The following is a 16,571-nucleotide window of genomic DNA, read 5'->3' as shown; positions in this document are numbered from 1 at the left end:
CGGTTTCCGTCGGTGACAGCATCGCCCCGGACCGGGCCGAAAGCCCAGGCCGCCACCCGACAGGGGCGCCCCTACCGGCGCGCTCAGCCGGGGAGGACCCGCAGCCCGCAGGGCGGCTCGGCGAGGTAGACCTGGTCGGGGCCGCCGGCGTCCAGGGTGATTACCGGGTTGTCCGGGCTGGCGGTGCCGAAGTTGAGCAGCCGGCCGTCGGTGGCCGAGTGGAGCTCGAGGGCGCAGTCCTCGCTGCCGCTGAAGTCGACGACCTTGACGGTGACCGTGCCCTCGGTGTGAAAGGCCTCGGTGTCACCGGTGTACGAGGTTGTCGCGAACGGCAGCGACGCGTCACCCGCGGTCTCCAGGCCCTGGACCACACAGCCCGGGTTGTTCACCCCGAGGCGGAACGTCCCGACCTGCGAGACCTGGTAGATCTTCTCCCCGTAGACGTCGGTGATCGAGCGGCTGTCGCCCGTCGCGGTGTCGGTGACGGTGATCGTGCAGCCGGTGTCGTCGCCGCCCTGGATCTCGTCGGAGATCCGCAGCCGCCATGGCGCGTCGGCGGTGAAGTCGGCGGTGAGGGTGGTGTCGGACGTGCCGTCGTCGCCGCCGGAGGTCAGCAGGACGGCCGCCGTCCCGCCCGCGGCCAGCACGACCACGCCCGCCGCGAGCGCGATGACCAACCGGCGCCGCCTGCGCCGTCCCGGCTGTGGCTGCTGCGGCGTCGACTGGCCGGGCCGTGCCTGGTCGGACGTCGCCTGGCCTGGCGTTGGCTGACCAGGCGTCGGCTGACCGGGTGCCGGGTCGTCCTCGTCGCCTGTCGGCGGGATGGTCGCCGACCACGGCGGTGTCGTCGCCACCACCGGCCGGGTCTGCAGGAACCGGGTGGCCGAGCCGTCGGCGCCGTCGGGCAGCGAGCCCACCAGCTCGGTGAACAGGGCCTCGGCGGTGGGCCGGTCCGCCGGCTCGCGGGCCAGCGCGCTGGATACGAGCTGGCGTAGCCCCGGCGTGATCCGTCCGAGGCCGGTGGACGGCTCGGCCGCCAGCACCCGGTGCAGCACCGCCGCGCCGGGCCCGGTGCCGAACGGCGCCTCGCCGGTCGCGGCGAAGCACAGCAGCGCGCCCCAGGCGAAGATGTCGGCGGCGGGGGTCGCCTCCGTGCCGGAGACCTGCTCCGGGGCGTGCCAGCCGGGAGTGCCGACGAACTGTCCGCGGAGGGTGATCGCCGTGGCGTCGGCCGCCGCGGCGATGCCGAAGTCGATGACCTTCGGCCCGTGCGCCGTCCACAGGACGTTCGACGGCTTGAGATCCCGGTGGATCATCCCGGCCGCGTGGATCGAGACCAGTGCGTCGGCGAGCCCGGCCGCGAGCACCGTCTGCTCGTCCGGGCCGAGCGGGCCGTGTAACCGGACGTGGGCCGACAGGCTCGGCGCGTCGACGAGCTCGGTCGCCAGCCAGGGCCGGTCGGCGTCCAGCTCGAAGTCGACCAGGCGGACGGTGTGCGCGCCGCCCACCCGGAAGCAGGCCTGGACCTCGCGCTGGAACCGGCGGCGGAAGTCCGGGTCGTCCGCGAGCTCCTCACGGACGAGCTTCACCGCGACCCGGCCGAACGGGCCCTCGGCCAGGTAGACCACGCCCATGCCACCGGCACCGAGACGGCCGAGCACCCTGTGCCGTCCCAGCGAGACGGGGTCACTCGATCGCGGTGGCTGAACCTCGACGCCGTTTGTGCTCACGGTCCGCGTACCCCCCAAAGCCCAGACCAGGCCACCGTCCGGATTCCCGGCACGATTCGAGCGAATCGTACTGCGACACATATATCCGCAGGTGGGACGGCATTGATTTTCGTAGGACGCGGCCCACACTGCGGATATCGCCCTGTTCCCGCACGTCCGCCCGGAGGCCCTCGTGGAGCGCTCTCTCACCCCCCACCGCCTCAGTCCGCACCGCCTCGGCCCCCGCTGTCGCTCGCGGCGTGTCATCCGTCCCGGGACGGGCGGGGCCGCCGTGCTGGCGGTCCTGCTGGGTGCCGCCCTCACCACGCTCGCCGCGTGCGGCGACGGCACGGGCGGATCGGGGCCGGACGGGGCGCCGGCACCGCGCACCAGCGCGGCGGTCTCGTCCGGCCCGGCCGGCACGTCCCCGTCAGCCGGCCCCGCCGGCACCCCCGGATCGGGCGGTCCGTCCGGATCGGTCGGGGCGGAGGGGCCGGCGGCGGCCCCGTCGACCTGGACGACCCGCGAGGTGCGCGCTGAGCACCAGGTCACGCCGCCGACGCGGCTGGTCGCGCTGCGCGCCGCGCGCAACGTGCAGGGGGGCGCCGCCTACAACCGGCTCGTGCTCGAGTTCGCCGGCGGCCTACCCGGCTACACAGCGGGCTATGTCGACCAGGTGTTCCGTCCCGGCTCGGGGGCGCCGCTGCCGCTGCGGGGCCCGGTCACCTTCGAGATCGTCGTCACCCCGGCCGTGGCGCACGGCGACGCGGGGGAGTCCACGCTGACCACCCCCCAGTTCGGGGGTGAGCTGTACGGCCCGATCAGCTACGCGCTCGCCGGTGACTACGAGGGCTACGTGCACATCGGCGTGGGGCTCGGCTCCCGGGTCGGCTTCCGCGTCGTCGAGCTGCGTGACCCCGCCCGGCTGGCGATCGACTTCGCGGGCTGATCACCCGAGGTCGGTCCCGGGCGGTGTGGTGGTCGGCCGGGGCACGACGGTCGGGGAGGGGAGCGGCGGCGGCGTGCCGTCCGGCGGTGCCGTCCGCGGTGGTCCGGTCGGTGGTGGCCCGGTCGGCGGGGGTGGAGTGGGTGGCGGCACGAGGGTCGGCTCGGGCGTGGTCCGTCCGGGCGGGGTGGGCGGCCCGGTGGAGGTGGTCCGCGGCGCGGCCGTCCCCGTCGGCGCGGCTGGTGCGGTCGGCGTGGCCGGCCCCGGATCGCGGGCCGGGCCGGGCGCCGACGGCCGCCTTGCCGTCGGCAGCGGCGGCGCAGGCGGGAGCGGGCGGGCCGCCTCGGTGGCCAGACCGGCGAGATCCGGCGGCTGCTTGGCGATCGCCGTCCGCCCCCGGCCGTCGATGAGGACGGCGTTCGGCCCGGCCAGGTCGTTGATCCACACCAGGTCGCCGTCGACGGCCACTGTGAGCCGCGGTTGGTCGGCGGGCGCGGCGACCGGCACCGGATCGCCGAAGCCGCCGCGGGCGATGTCGTAGTCGAGCACCACGCCGAGCGCGGAGTCCGGCACGTACCCGTGACCGGCATGGACCACCGGTGTGCCGAGCTGGCCCGATCCGGGGATGTCCGGGATGGTCACCGTGGTCACCAAGCCCTGATCGACGTCCACGAGGAACAGGCGGCGGGTGGCCGGGTCGAGGAGGGGCACGGGGCCGCCGTCCGTGCGCGGCGGCGCCAGCAGGCCGGGGAGCGGTCCGCTGGTCGGGCCGGCGGGCGGCAGGGCGATCACGCGGCCCGTGTCGGGGGCGGTGACGGTGGCGGCGGTGGTGTCCACGGCGAGCGGGTGCCCGCCCGCGAGGACCACGTCGACGGCGTTGCCGGGCGGGGCGACCGGGTGCGGCGGCTCGGCGGCGCCGTCCCGCAGGGCGACGACTGTGCCCGCGGACCGGACCGGCACCCACAGGGTTCCGTCGCTGGTCAGCGCCGCGCGCCCCAGCGGCGGCGGGAGCTCCAGGACGGGGCCGGCGCCGGCGAGGTCGTCGCGGGTGAGCCGCCGGACCCGCCCGGACGCCGGATCGACCGCGTAGGCCGCCGTCGCCGAGGTGACGATCGTCACCCCGGGTCCCAGATCCGCCGAGCGGACGGAGGCCAGCCGGGCAGGGTCGACCAGGTGCACCTGGCCCGAACCGGGGTCGGCCACGAGGACCGCCGCGCCGGTGCGGGCGACAGTCAGGTCACGTCCGACGGCGCCGGGCACGGTGACCGCGGCGTCGGCCCGCCCGGCTGGTCCGCTCAGGTGGGTGAGGGTGCCCGTGCTGGTGGTGGCCAGCCACACGCCGCCGTCGGTGAGCTCGAGCTCGGTGGGTGCGGCCCCGCGCCCGGGCGCGACGAGGGCCGCCGCGGCGCAGAGGAACAGCACGCCCAGCCCGGCGCGGGCACGCCCACCGCGTGCCGGCCTGAGGAACCGCCACGCGAACTGCCGAGAGGGCCGCCACGGGAGGCGCCGCCAACTGCCGGGAATCGTGGACCTCCAGGGGCGTCGCGGCTCCGCGGGCGGTTCGCCGCGGGCGGATCTTCCCGGGCGGCGAACCGCCCGGGCTCGGGGCGTGGCTGGTTGGTGCGTCGGGGCTGCGATCGGGGCTGCCGAGGCCTCCGCCCGGCTGGAGGGTGACCGGGCGGAGGCCGGCGACGGGTCGCCAGGCACGACCAGAAGACACAACCAGACACAACTGATGGTTGTTGTCGGATTGTGTTTCCGTCGTGACATGGATCGGGCGTGCGGTAGCCCCCGGAGGCCCGCGGCCCTCGAGGTGACCCGTCAACAGGTCTGACGCGCTGCAGTCTCGACTGGTTGCGACAGGATTTGGTCGAAGCGTGACATCTGTCGCCGGATGTGGCCGGATCGTTCCTCGGTGACCTGCGGGTGTGCGCCCGCGCGCGCGAGGGCGACGTAACCCTCGTCACGATTCCCACAATAGTTTCCGGACGGAGGACAACGAATCAGACGACTCGGTCGTCTACTGCATCGGAACGGTTCGGCTCCGTGGCAGCGACGCCGCGGTAAAGGTCGCCAGCGGCACCGCCAGGTGGTGCTGGCCGGTGGTGCCGGTGGGCACTGGCGGCCAATCGCGGGAGGCGCGCCAGGAGCCGAGCCGTTCCCGGGCGGCACCCCCCGCCGCCCGCGGCGGGCCGCGCCGGTCGCTCCCCCTCGACCAGCGCGGCCCGCCACATCACGCAGGCCTCACCAGCAGGAGGTTCGGCATGACGGTCGAGGCGGATCGGGGCATCCCGTTCGCGGTCGCGTTCGACGACGTGGTGGCGAACGTCGAGCGGGTGATCCGCGGCAAGCGCACCGCTGTCGAGCTCGCGGTGATCTGCCTGTTCGCCGAGGGCCACCTGCTGGTCGAGGACGTCCCCGGCCTGGGCAAGACGACGCTCGCCCGCAGCCTCGCCGCCTCGGTGAACGCGGGCTGCCACCGCATCCAGTTCACCCCCGACCTGCTGCCCGCGGACATCACCGGGACCAACGTCTTCAACCAGCGGGCCGCCGAGTTCGCGTTCCGCCCGGGCCCCGTCTTCGCGAACCTCGTCATCGCCGACGAGATCAACCGCGCGTCGCCGAAGACCCAGTCCGCCCTGCTCGAGGTCATGGAGGAGCAGCGCGTCACCGTCGACGGGACCCGCTACCCCGTCCCGCTGCCCTTCATGGTCATCGCCACCCAGAACCCGGTCGACATGGATGGCACCTACGCCCTCCCCGAGGCCCAGCTCGACCGCTTCCTGATGCGGCTGCGCATCGGCTACCCCACCCTGGACGCCGAGCTGGAGATCCTCGAGGGACGTCAGGTCGGCCGCCGTGTCGAGGACCTCCGCCCGGTGATGCGCGCCGAGGACGTCGTCGCCCACGCCGAGCGCACCCTGGCCGTGCACGTGGCCCCGGCGGTGCGCCGCTACGTCGTGCAGGTTGTCGCCGCCACCCGGACCAGGCACGACGTACTGCGGCTGGGCGCGAGCCCGCGCGGCAGCGTGGCGCTGCTGCGCGCGGTCCAGGTCCGCGCCGCCTCGGCTGGGCGTGCCTTCGCCACCCCCGACGATGTCAAGGCGCTCGCCGGTCCGGTGCTCGCCCACCGGCTCGTGCTCAGTCCGGAGGCCGAGCTGCGCCGGGTCACCGCCGAGGACGTCGTCGCCGAGGTCCTGGACGCGGTCCCCTCGCCCCGTCGCCTCGTGGGCGCGTGAGCGAGCCGACCCCCCGGACGCTGCCGGGGTTCACGCCCGCCGCCTGGGGACTGCTCGCCGTGACGGCCGCCTGCGCCCTCGGGGCGGTGCTCCTGCGCTACGCGGAGCTCGCCGCCTTCGCCGGTGCCGGCGCGGCGGCGCTGTTCACCGCGGTGGCAGCGGTGGCCCGTCCGCCGCGGGTCACCGTCACGACGCGGGTCACCCCTGCCGCGGTCACCCGCGGGGACGACGCCGCCCTGGTCATCTCGATCGTGAACCACTCCCGCTGGACGTCTCCCCCGTTCGCCCTACGCCTGCCGGCCCAGCCGGGCGAGGTGCCCGCCGAACCCGGCGGGTCTGTCGGGTCCGGCGGGCCCGAGATCGCCGTGGACATCCGCCCGTTGCGCGGTGGCGCCAGCCGGGAGATCGTCCTGCCGCTCGACACCGCGGCTCGGGGAGTCCGCCGGATCGGGCCCCCGCAGGTGCACCGGTCTGATCCGTTCGGGCTGGCCCACCGCCACCAGTACCTCGGCACGAGTCTCACCCTGCGGGTCCGCCCCCGCGCATACCCGCTGGTCCCACCGCCGGCCGCCCCGGCCCGTGACCCCGACGGGCAGAGCGGACGTGGCGCGTCCGGGGGGCTGATGTTCCACACCCTGCGCGAGTACACCCCCGGGGAGGACCTGCGCCTGGTGCACTGGGCCGCCAGTGCGCGCACGGGCACGCTGATGGTCCGAACGCACCTGGACCCCAGTGAGCCCGCCTCCACCGTCGTGCTGGACACCCGCCGGCGGGCCTACCCGCCCGGCCCGGTCGGGGCGGCCGTCTTCGAGGACGCCGTCGACGTCGCCGCTTCCGCGGTGCTCGCCTGCGCCCGCAACTCCTACGGCGTCCGCCTGGTCACCTCGGGCGGGGTGCGGATGACCGGTCGCCGACGCTCCACCGACGCAGAGTCCCTCCTCGACGAGCTGGCCGACGTCCGGCCGGACGAGGGCGTGACCCTGGACGTCCTGCGTACCCTGCGCCACGGGCCCGTCGGCACCCTCGTTCTGGTGACCGGCGCGCTCGACCGGGACGCGGCGGCGGCGCTCGCCCCGGTGGCCCACGTGTTCGGCCAGGTGATCGTGCTTCGGATGGGCCCGCGCAGCGAGGCCGCCGCGCTGGCCCGGGGCCGGCGCGCCCCCGGTGACCGCCCACGCCTGCGCCCGAGCATGGAAGCGGTGGCCCGGGCCCGCGCGGAACGAGGCGGCCCGGTCGCCCCCGCCGGGCCCACCCGCTCGACGGGATCGGCGGGCGCGGCCCGTACGGCAGGTGCGACCCGCATGGCCGGTGTGGCCGGTGCCGCTGGCGTGGCGGGGTCGGTTGGCATGGTCGGCACCGCCGGTTCGGGCCGGGTGCGGATGATCCACCTGGGCTCACCCGCCGACCTGACCGACGTCTGGCCTGCCGCGCCCCTCCCGCCCCGGGCGCCGGCCGCGGACCAGGCGGCCGCGAGTCCAGCGGCAGTGGGCTCGGCGGGATCGGGTTCAGCGGGATGGGGCCAGGCCGAAACCGAGCCGGACCTGGCGGGACCGCTGCTACCGGTGGCCGCCCTGGCGTCGGCCGGCCCCTGCCCCGGCCCCAGTCCCAGGACCAGGACTGGGCGCGGCGCGGGCGGCGGATCGTGACCGGCGCCGCGGGCCCAGCCCGCCGAGCCACCTTCGCCCCGGGCGAGGCCGGTCTACGCCGCGTCGCCGCGCTGGCCGTCGTCGCCGCCCTCGCCCTGGTGGCCGGGACGGGATTCACCCGCCTCTTCCCGACCCGGGACCTGTGGGTGCTGCTGCCGGTGGCGGCGGTCCTGCCCGTCGTCCTGGTCGGCGCGCTCTCCCGGCACGGCCGCCCGGTCTCGCCGGCGCTGACCGTGCCCGTATGGCTGGCCGGCTTCGTAGCCTGGACGGCCTACACCGTCGCCGCCGGATCGGGCGATCTCATGGCCCGCCTCGATGTGGTCCGCACAGGCGTCTTCGACGGGTGGGCCCGGGTCCTCGACATGGGTGTCCCCGCCCCGGCCGACCCCGACCTGCTGATCGTCGCGCTCGCCCCCACCTGGCTCGCCGCGGCGCTCGGCGCCGAGCTCGCCGTGCGGACCCGCGCGGCGCTCGCCCCGGCACTGCCCGCCGCCGTAGCCCTTCTCGCCGCGTCCGCGCTGGCCGTCCCCGCCTCCGGGGACAACCTGGCCCGGGCCGGTGCCCTCGCCGCCCTGACCGCGCTGTTCCTCATGATCAGAGCGCCCCGGGCCGCGAGCCGCGGCCCGCGCCGTGAGCTCGCGCGCCGGGGCGGCGCGACACTGCTCGTGGTCGTGGTCGGCGTGTTCGCCGGCACGGCCGCGACGAGGGCCGGCGGCGGGGACCCCGTCGACCCCCGCACCCACCGCTCGACACCACCGGTGAGCCAGACCGAGCCGAGCCCGCTCAGCGCACTCGGCGGCTGGACCGCCCATCCGGACGAGGTGCTCTTCCGCACCGACGTCAGCGGGCCGGCCCCGGCCGAGCCGGTGACCCTCCGGCTCGCCGTCCTCGACTCCTACGACGGCGCCCAGTGGCGGTCGACCGCCCGTTTCGTTCGGGCCGGCTCGGGGCCACCCTCGTCGCAAGCCGGGATCGCCGACGACCCGGCCGGTGATCCCGCTGCCGGCGACCGGGCCGCTGATCCAGCAGGTGACGGGCCCGGCCCGGCACCGGTGGGCGAGATGCGGCAGGTCATCGAGATCGCCGGACTGGGCGGGCGGATCCTCCCGTCGGACGGGCGTCTGGTGGGCGCCCCCACCGGTGTCCGGGTCGATCCCGGCACCGGAACCCTGCTGAACGACCGTCCGCTGCTTCCCGGCGACCGTTACGAGATCACTTCAGCGCCGGACCCCCGGCCCGCGCCGGCGGATCTCCCCAGGTTCGACGCCGGCACCGCCCGAACGGGCGGGCCCGATCCCGACCTCGAGGTCCCCGCCGACCCGCCGGCCATCCTCGGCCGTCTGGCGGATATCGCGACGGCCCGGGGGAGCACCCCGTTCCAACGGGCCGCGCTGCTGCGGCAGTACCTGAGCGCGACCTTCACCTTCGACCCGGCCGTCCCACCCGGACACTCGTACGGGCACATCGACCACTTCCTCGCCCACACCCACCGCGGGACGTCCGAGCAGTTCGCGACCGCCTTCGTCCTCGCGGCCCGCATCCTGGGGCTGCCCGCCCGGCTTGCCGTGGGATTCACCGCGCCCCCCGCGGTGGACGGCCAGCCCCGCACCGTGCACGGCGCCGACGCGCTCGCCTGGGCCGAGGTGCGCTTCGACGGCGCCGGCTGGCTGCCGTTCTTCCCCACCCCGCCGGCCGCGGACGCCCGCGGCGCGAGCGTGGCGGGATCGAATCCGGGCGAGACCCCCGAGCAGGCGGAACTGATCGACCTCGCCCTGCGCTCCGCGGTCGAGACCACGGCACCGGCCACCCGGGCCACGGAGGACTCCACCCCGGCGGCCACGCCGCCCGGCCCGGGTGCCTGGTCACGTTGGGCCATCCGGAGCGGCCTGGCGATCGCCGGCGCCGCGGCGCTGTATCTCGCGCTCGCCGTCGCGCTGCCCTCGCTCCGGCGGGGCCGCCTGCGCCGCGCGGGCCATCCACGACGCAGGGTGGTCGACGCCTGGCGGCAGGCCGTCGACGCGCTCGCCGACGTGGGCCTGCCCGTCCCGGCCGCCGCGAGCCCGGGAGAAGTCGCCCGGCTCGCCGCGGCCGAGGTGGGCCCGTCCGGCGAGACGGCGATCCGCGAGCTGGCCGACATCGTGACCCTCGCCCTGTTCGCCCCCGTGACCGCGGTGGAATGGGAGGGCACCCCCGGCCGCCGCGCCGCGGACGAGGCCTGCCGCCTCCTCGACCGGTTCGAGCGGGCCCTGCGCGAGCGCACGACACGCCGAGCGCGGATCCGCCGGACGCTGGCCCCGAGCACCGTGGCCACCGAGCTCCGCCGGCTGCGGGACGCACGGGATCCGCGGGATCCGGGAGATCCGCCGACCGGGGCCGCGGGGGACCCGGACGGCCCGCGCGACCCCGGCACCGACCAAGGGCGGCCCGATCCGGGCACCCCGCCGGCCGGGTATGTCTCGGACGGGAAGCGCTTTGCCCCGGCGGCGTGATCCTGGCATCCCCGACCTCGACCCCACCCAAGCCGCCGCCCGCCGGGAACGCCCACCGGACGGCCCATCCACCCGCGATCACCGGACTCCCGGGCCGAGGACACCGGGGCTGGTCCGCGAGGTTCGCCTGACGCCGCTCCGGATAACCGTGGACAGGGTCGTGCGTCGCGGTGCCGCCCGGCCACCGGCTCGGGGCACCGCACCGACCTTTCCCGGCGTCGCCGAGCTCGAGGCCGTCGACCGCGACGTCTTCCGGGGCGGCACCAGGGGCGTGCCCGTCCACCTGGGGCAGATCGCCGTCCAGGGGCAGCTCGCGGCCGGCCGGACGGTGGGTTCGGGGCATCCCCTGCACTCGGTGCAGGCCCAGTTCCCGCGCCCTCCGCGCGAGGAGCACTCGGTCGTGTACCTCGTCGACCGGGTCCGGGACGGGGCCACGTCCGTGACCCGGCGGGTGACGGGGGTGCAGGCCGGTGAGGTGGTCTGCGCGATGCACCTGTCGTACCAGCGGGGCTGGCGCGGCGGACACCAGTTGCGCGCTCCCCGCGTGCCATCCCCCGAGGCCCTGGAGCGCTGGCGCACCGACCCCCGGGAGCTGGGCGACCTGCTCGTCGACCTGCGGCTGGCAGCCGGCCCAGCCCCCGCTGCTGGCCCGGGCTCCGCTGCTGGCCCGGGCTCCGCGGCCGGCCCAGGAACCGCTGCCGGTGGTCCAGCGGGTAGGGGCGCCCGGTCTGGTGGGAAGGGGCCGGGGCGCCCGATCGCCTGGGTGCGCCTCGTCGAGGGGCTACCGGACGACCAGCGCCTGCACGCCGGCGCGCTGACCTACATCGCCGGCCACGCCGCGGCCGCCCTCGCCAACTGGCCGCCGCCAGCTGCCCGCGCGCCGGTCGGCGGGGAACCGTCCCGGGCGGCGGCGCTCGACCATGCCGCCTGGTTCCACCGCCCGTTCCGTGCCGACGAGTGGCTGCTCCTCGTCCAGGACAGCCCGTCCGGCGCGGGCCCGCGGACGTTCACCCGGGCCACCTTCTTCGACCGGGACGGCCTGCTGGTCGCCTCGACCGCCCAGGAGCTGGCCCTCGGCTGAGACCCGCCCCGGCGTCGAGGGGGACCTGGACCCCGCCTCGGATCGGACGCCCCGCCCTTGCGGGTGCGGCTAGGATCGTAGAGAGTAAACGCTCGCGAACAATCGCTGGCGCGTCTGATCGGCGAGAACTAGGAGCGCATCATGCCGAGGCCGAACTGGCAGCTGCTTCCGGACCCAGAGCCGCAGGAACGCAGCTACTCGATCGTCTCGGTGGACGATCATCTGACCGAGCCTGCCGACATCTTCGTCAAGCGGTTCCCGGCGAACCTTCGGGACAAGGCACCTCAGGTGATCACGACGCCGGACGGTTCGGAGGCCTGGGTCTACCGCGACCGGCTCTACCGTGACAACGGAATGAGTGTCGTCGCCGGGCGCCCGCAGTCCGAGTGGAACCTCGACCCGCTGAACTTCAGCGAGATGCGCCGGTCCGCGTGGGACGTCCATGCCCGTGTGAAGGACATGGACCTCGACGGCATCTGGGCGTCACTGTGCTTCCCCTCCGGGGCGTGGGGCTTCACCGGCCGCGTGCTGTCGATGAACAACGACCAGGAGGTCGGGTTCGCCGCGGTCCGTGCCTGGAACAGCTGGATGATCGAGGAGTGGCACGGGGCGTACCCGGAGCGCTTCATCCCGATGCAGCTGCCCTGGTTCAAGGACCCCGAGGTCGCCGCCGAGGAGATCCGCCGCAACGCCGAGCTCGGCTTCACCTCGGTGTCGTTCCTCGAGTCGCCGCATCTGCTCAAGCTTCCGCCGATCACCAACCACAGGCACTGGGAGCCGTTCTTCAAGGCGTGCGAGGAGACCGACACGGTCATTTCGCTGCACTGCGGCGCGAGCGGCTTCGTCCTGCAGGGCTCGCCGGGCGGCGGCCTGAACGTGCAGACGTCGCTCTTCCCGGCGGGCGCGTTCTGTGCGGCCGTGGACTGGGTGTGGGCGGGCATCCCGGCGCTCTACCCGAACCTCAGGATCGCGCTGAGCGAGGGTGGCATCGGCTGGGTGCCGATGGCGATCAACCGCCTCGACTACGTGCTCGAGCACTCCGGCAGCGGCGGCACGCCGTGGACGTACGACGTGACGCCGAGCGAGGCGCTGCGCCGGAACTTCTACTTCTGCATGCTGGACGACCCCGGCACGCTCGACCAGCGTCACATGATCGGGATCGACCACATCCTGTTCGAGACGGACTTCCCGCACGCCGACTCGACCTGGCCGGGCTCGCAGGACCTGCTGCGCAAGCGTTTCGCCGACATCCCGCGGCACGAGGCCGTGATGATCGCCGGTGGCAACGCCGCGAGGCTGTTCCGGCACCCGCTCCCGCAGGGCGGCGACTGGCCGGCGATCACCCCGTAGGCCAGCGGATCACCCGGTCGACGGGCGTCAGACCGGGACCTCGACGGCCTCGCCCGACACGAGGCCCGCGACCGCGGTCGCGTACAGCCTCGACTTGATGGTCCCCAGCGTCCGTGACGCCTTGCCGGTGAGTGGGCGGGCCATCGCGATCGCCGTCGCCAGGACCTTCTCCTGGTCGGCGACGCCGTCGATGATGCCGGCCGCGAGCGCGTCGTCGCCGCCGTACCTGCGGCCGGTCGTCATCGCCTCGTGCGCCGTGCGCACCGGCATGCGCGCCCGGATCAGCTCGGTGATCCCGATGCTGAAGGGGATGTCGACGTCGACCTCGGGCAGACAGAAGTAGCCCCGGTCGACCCGCATGACCTGTTGGTCGTGGGTCAGCGCGAGAACGGCCCCGGCGCCGAAGGCGTGCCCGCCGACCGCGGCGACGGTCGGCAGCGCCAGCGTCACCATCCGCGCGAACAGCACCCGCACCGACTGGATGAACGGCCCGATCTCACCGGGGTTCGCGGTCATCCACGCGAGGTCGAACCCGTTGCTCCAGAACTTGCCCTCGGCGGTCGTTACCAGCGCTTTCGGCCCGGCCGCGGCGGTCACCTCGTCGAGGCGGGCGTTGATGGCGGCGACCGCGGCCGGGTTCAGCCGGTTCTCCCCGTCGCCCAGGTCCAGGACGAACACGTCACCATCGCGGTCGAGTCCTGCCACGTGCGCGCTCCTCGCGTAGTCGCCCCGGCCGGGCGCCGGGCGGTCTCCCGTGCTGACTATCGTCGATCGGCCGGGTCCGACGCATCCCGCGTGGCGAACGACGGGGCGGATTCGGCGACGCCCGGATTCTCAGAGCGGGCCGGCACAGACGGGGACGCCGGGAACGGGCTCGCCCTGGACGCCGTCACGCACCGCGGTCGCGGGCAGGTAGCCCCAGCTCCCGGTGTACCCGAAGGCGTTCGGGCGGGAGAGGTCCCCCTGGGTGTAGAGCCACCAGGTGCTCGTCTTTCCGTCGAGAACGGGGTTCGCCCGTCCCTCGAGCTGGCAGATCACCCAGACCGTGGCGGACGCGCGCATGAGCCCGGAGTCATCGAGCGGCTCGCCCGCGCCGGCGGCGACGTTCGCGTACACGGGGGAGTTCACGCTGGTCGAGCACATGAACCGTTCCGTGAACCGCCGGTCGCGGTAGTCGGCCACCGTCGCCGCCTGGTATCCGCAGGAGCCCGTCGGGCCCGGGGGAGCACCCTCGGTGGTCCCGACGGGCGCCGACGACGGACCGGGGGGCGGCGTCAGCCCGGTCGCCGAGCCGGTTTCCGGGGGCGTGCTCACCTCCGTGGCCCCGGGATCGACCGGCGGGGGCGTGCCGTCGGCCGCGTCCTCGCCGCCGCCGGTGAGCAGGACGAGCAGCACCGCCGCCAGCGCGAGCAGCGCCACCGGCCCGGCGATGACCATCCCCCGCCGCGGGAACCGTCGCCGCGGCGTCGTCGGGCGCGGCCGGCGCGGCTGTCCGGGGAACTGGTCGGTGGTAGCCGGGGGCGGCCCGGCGGAAGGACCCCGGGCGCTTCCGCCTGCCAGCCCGCCCGCCTGCCCGGCCGGCGGTCCGCCCGCCTGCCCGCCTGCCCGCCTGGCGGGTGTGCTCAGGGAGGCCAGGGTGGCGTCGAGCTCCGCGGCGATCTGTTCGGTGCCCGGCCGCTGCCCGGGCTCCGCCGTGAGCATCCGGTGCAGCAGGTCCATCAGCTCCGGCGGGACGTCATCCCGGGCGACCGGCTGCATGTCGCCATCCTGGATGCGCGTCAGGATCTGCACGACCGTCCGCCCCGGGAACGGGGTGGAGGCGGTCAGCAGGGCGAACAGCGTGGCGCCGAGCGCGAAGACGTCCGAGGCGATCTCCGGAGGCTCGCCCAGTATCACCTCCGGCGCCGCGTACCCGGCGGTGAAGGCGGCCGAGATCGTGGCCGCCTCGGCACCCTCGTTGATACTGGCGATGCCGAAGTCGCTGAGCACCGGATCGCCGGGCCCGCGCAGCAGGATGTTCGCGGGTTTCAGGTCGCGGTGCAGGATGCCGTGGAGGTGGGCGGCGCCGAGCGCCCGCGTGATCGGGATCATCAGGGCGACCGCCTCCCGGACGGGCAGCGGTCCCGATTCTCCCAGCCGCTGACTGAGCGTTCCGCCGGGAAAGTACTCCATGGCGATGTAGGGCCGGTGATCGGACGTCGTGCCGGCGTCGAACACCGTGATGATGTGTCGGTTCCCGGTGAGCCGCCCGGTCGCCCGGCATTCCCGCACGAATCGCCGCTCCGCGTCCGGATCGCGCAGGTCGGCATGCATGATCTTGACCGCGACCCGCCGGTCGAAGATCTCCTGTTCGGCGAGGTGGACGGTGCTGAACCCACCGTGGCCGATGTCGTGGAGGAACCGATATCCACTGATCATCGCGGATGTCCTCCACCGGGACGTGAGCCAACATCGATCACGCTACCAAGCCGCGGGCCAGTGCTCCGGTCTTCAGGTCGGGGGTGAGGGCCCGAGCGGGAGGGCCGCCAGGCCCGGGCGTGCTCTGAACCGGACGGGTCTGCTGCTCGATGTACTGATGGAGCACGGTCAGCGGCGCACCACCGACGGACCCGGCGAAGTAGGAGCCCGACCACAGCCGGTTCGCCCGCCAGTAGTGCCGGGCCAGGTCGGGGAACTCCTGCCGCATCCGCCGGGACGACACTCCCTTGAGGCTGTTGACCAGCTTCGGCAGGGCGACCTTCGGTGGGAAGTTCACCAGCAGGTGGACGTGGTCGTGCTCGGGCGTTGAACTCGACGAGGTCGGTCTCGAAGTCGACCTGTACCCGGGCGCTGGTCAGCGGGTCGCGTTGGCGCGGGCGTTCGGGTGCGCGCGGGTGGTCTACAACGACGCGCTCCGCGCCCGGGAGACCGCGCGTGCGCGGGGGCTGCCGTTCCCGAAGGCGGGGGAGCTGTCCAGGCTGCTGATCACCGAGGCGAAGAAGACGCCGGAGAGGGCGTGGCTCGGTGAGGTGTCCGCCGTGGTCCTTCAGCAGTCCCTGCGGGATCTCGACACCGCCTACCGGAACTTCTTCGAGGGGCTGAACGGGAAGCGCCCGCGTATGGGCGCGCCCCGGTACAAGTCGAAGCGGGACAGCCGGCAGGCGGTGCGGTTCACCGCGAACGCCCGCTGGGCGCTCACCCCCGGCGGGAAGCTTCGACTGCCGAAGATCGGCGACGTCGAGGTGCGATGGTCCCGCCGCCTGCCTTCCACCCCGTCCACGGTGACAGTGGTCAAGGACAGCGCGGGCCGGTACTTCGCGAGCTTCGTCGTCGACACCGGCCCGCAGAAGGCTCTTCCGGATGCGCCCACCGAGATCGGTGTCGACCTCGGGTTGACGCACTTCGCGGTCCTCTCGGACGGCACGAAGATCGGCTCTCCTCGGTTCCTTCGCCGTGCGGAGAAGCGGCTGAAGAAGGCGCAGCGAGCCCTCTCCCGCAAGGAGAAGGGCTCGAGAACCGTGGCAGGGCCCGGCTTCGGGTTGCCCGCGCGCATGCGCGGGTGGCCGACGCGCGGCGCGAGTTTCACCACCAGCTCTCCACGAAACTGATCCGCGAGAACCAAGCGGTCGCCGTGGAGGACCTGGCGGTGAAGGGGCTCGCCCGCACACGCCTGGCCAAGTCCGTGCACGACGCCGGATGGTCGGCGTTCGTGAGCATGCTGGAGTACAAGGCCGCACGGTACGGGCGGTGTCAGCCCGTGGAGCGCAGGTAAGACCGGCACCCCTGCCGGCACCGCGCGGCGAAACGGGAACCCACCCGAAGCTCACGCCCACAGCGGCGTAGCAGGCGGGAATCGCCGCCCTTCAGGGCGGAGAGGATGTCAAACCGAGTGATACGGCGCACATCACGCCGTACCGCCCATCGATTCCCCTGGCGCGGTCGTATCGCTACGGTTCCCCGACTCGAAACCGTCCGGATCTACACCCAACCCGCCGAAGACGACAAGACCCGCACCCTCGACCACCTCATCACCGACGAGTAACACCCCACCGAAGATCACCATGCGGCTTCCAGCCGTATTCCGGCGCTGTATTTCCCGGATGACCGCGCGCGTGCGCCGCGGACGGCTCCG

At 74.5% G+C, this 16,571-nt stretch carries 12 protein-coding genes and 2 pseudogenes; 8 read left to right on the top strand and 6 right to left on the bottom strand.

The window, feature by feature from the left end:
• Positions 1-83: 83 nt before the first annotated feature.
• Positions 84-1,730 (bottom strand): serine/threonine-protein kinase, encoded by a 1,647-nt coding sequence (locus tag AC559T_RS12620; RefSeq protein ID WP_131627173.1) that lies wholly within the window; start codon positions 1,728-1,730, stop codon positions 84-86.
• 172 nt (positions 1,731-1,902) lie between these two features.
• Here AC559T_RS12620 and AC559T_RS12615 point away from each other — a divergent pair, with 172 nt between their 5' ends.
• On the top strand, positions 1,903-2,658 hold the full coding sequence (locus tag AC559T_RS12615; RefSeq protein ID WP_498868820.1) for an AMIN-like domain-containing (lipo)protein: 756 nt from the start codon (positions 1,903-1,905) through the stop codon (positions 2,656-2,658).
• Here the strand turns inward: AC559T_RS12615 and AC559T_RS12610 are convergent, their stop codons facing one another.
• Positions 2,659-4,077, bottom strand: coding sequence for an NHL repeat-containing protein (locus tag AC559T_RS12610; RefSeq protein WP_498868819.1), 1,419 nt, complete (start codon positions 4,075-4,077; stop codon positions 2,659-2,661).
• A gap of 842 nt (positions 4,078-4,919) precedes the next feature.
• On the opposite strand from AC559T_RS12610, the gene AC559T_RS12605 reads away from it, so the two are divergent.
• The 5 genes from AC559T_RS12605 (at position 4,920) to AC559T_RS12585 (ending at position 12,460) form a co-directional block, all read left to right on the top strand.
• Complete coding sequence (locus AC559T_RS12605; RefSeq protein WP_071060019.1) at positions 4,920-5,894, top strand: AAA family ATPase; 975 nt, start codon at positions 4,920-4,922, stop codon at positions 5,892-5,894.
• Positions 5,891-7,540: a DUF58 domain-containing protein gene (locus AC559T_RS12600; RefSeq protein ID WP_498868818.1), complete on the top strand. Its 1,650-nt coding sequence runs from the start codon at positions 5,891-5,893 to the stop codon at positions 7,538-7,540. The genes AC559T_RS12605 and AC559T_RS12600 overlap by 4 nt, the downstream gene beginning before the upstream one ends.
• Entirely contained in the window at positions 7,537-10,029 is a 2,493-nt protein-coding gene (locus AC559T_RS12595; protein WP_498868817.1) for a transglutaminase TgpA family protein, read from the top strand. The genes AC559T_RS12600 and AC559T_RS12595 overlap by 4 nt, the downstream gene beginning before the upstream one ends.
• A 160-nt stretch (positions 10,030-10,189) precedes the next feature.
• Positions 10,190-11,110 carry an acyl-CoA thioesterase gene (locus AC559T_RS12590; protein ID WP_498868816.1) on the top strand — a complete coding sequence of 307 codons (921 nt, stop codon included), beginning with the start codon at positions 10,190-10,192 and terminating at the stop codon, positions 11,108-11,110.
• 141 nt (positions 11,111-11,251) lie between these two features.
• Positions 11,252-12,460 carry an amidohydrolase family protein gene (locus tag AC559T_RS12585; protein ID WP_498868815.1) on the top strand — a complete coding sequence of 403 codons (1,209 nt, stop codon included), beginning with the start codon at positions 11,252-11,254 and terminating at the stop codon, positions 12,458-12,460.
• A gap of 27 nt (positions 12,461-12,487) precedes the next feature.
• On the opposite strand, the gene AC559T_RS12580 is transcribed toward AC559T_RS12585, so the two are convergent.
• From AC559T_RS12580 to tnpA, 3 genes and pseudogenes are all read right to left on the bottom strand, one after another.
• Positions 12,488-13,165: an enoyl-CoA hydratase-related protein gene (locus AC559T_RS12580; protein ID WP_071060024.1), complete on the bottom strand. Its 678-nt coding sequence runs from the start codon at positions 13,163-13,165 to the stop codon at positions 12,488-12,490.
• A gap of 129 nt (positions 13,166-13,294) precedes the next feature.
• Positions 13,295-14,878 (bottom strand): serine/threonine-protein kinase, encoded by a 1,584-nt coding sequence (locus AC559T_RS12575; protein ID WP_498868814.1) that lies wholly within the window; start codon positions 14,876-14,878, stop codon positions 13,295-13,297.
• Between the two features lie 130 nt (positions 14,879-15,008).
• Positions 15,009-15,288: pseudogene (tnpA, locus tag AC559T_RS12570) on the bottom strand (IS200/IS605 family transposase); the annotation flags it as partial.
• A gap of 18 nt (positions 15,289-15,306) precedes the next feature.
• Between tnpA and AC559T_RS12565 the strand changes: the two are divergent.
• Both AC559T_RS12565 and AC559T_RS12560 read left to right on the top strand, forming a co-directional pair.
• Positions 15,307-16,043: pseudogene (locus tag AC559T_RS12565) on the top strand (RNA-guided endonuclease InsQ/TnpB family protein); the annotation flags it as partial.
• A gap of 42 nt (positions 16,044-16,085) precedes the next feature.
• Positions 16,086-16,211, top strand: coding sequence for a hypothetical protein (locus AC559T_RS12560; RefSeq protein WP_498868834.1), 126 nt, complete (start codon positions 16,086-16,088; stop codon positions 16,209-16,211).
• A gap of 132 nt (positions 16,212-16,343) precedes the next feature.
• Here AC559T_RS12560 and AC559T_RS12555 read toward each other — a convergent pair whose 3' ends face one another.
• The gene (locus AC559T_RS12555) at positions 16,344-16,502 is read right to left on the bottom strand and encodes a hypothetical protein (RefSeq protein WP_165938789.1); all 159 of its coding nucleotides are present in this window, start codon (positions 16,500-16,502) and stop codon (positions 16,344-16,346) included.
• Between the last annotated feature and the right edge of the window lie 69 nt (positions 16,503-16,571).

This window comes from Frankia sp. Hr75.2, from assembly GCF_949319125.1.
GTDB lineage: Bacteria > Actinomycetota > Actinomycetes > Frankiales > Frankiaceae > Parafrankia > Parafrankia soli.
Note: the sequence above shows the minus strand (reverse complement) of the source record. Positions and strands in the feature narration are given on the sequence as shown.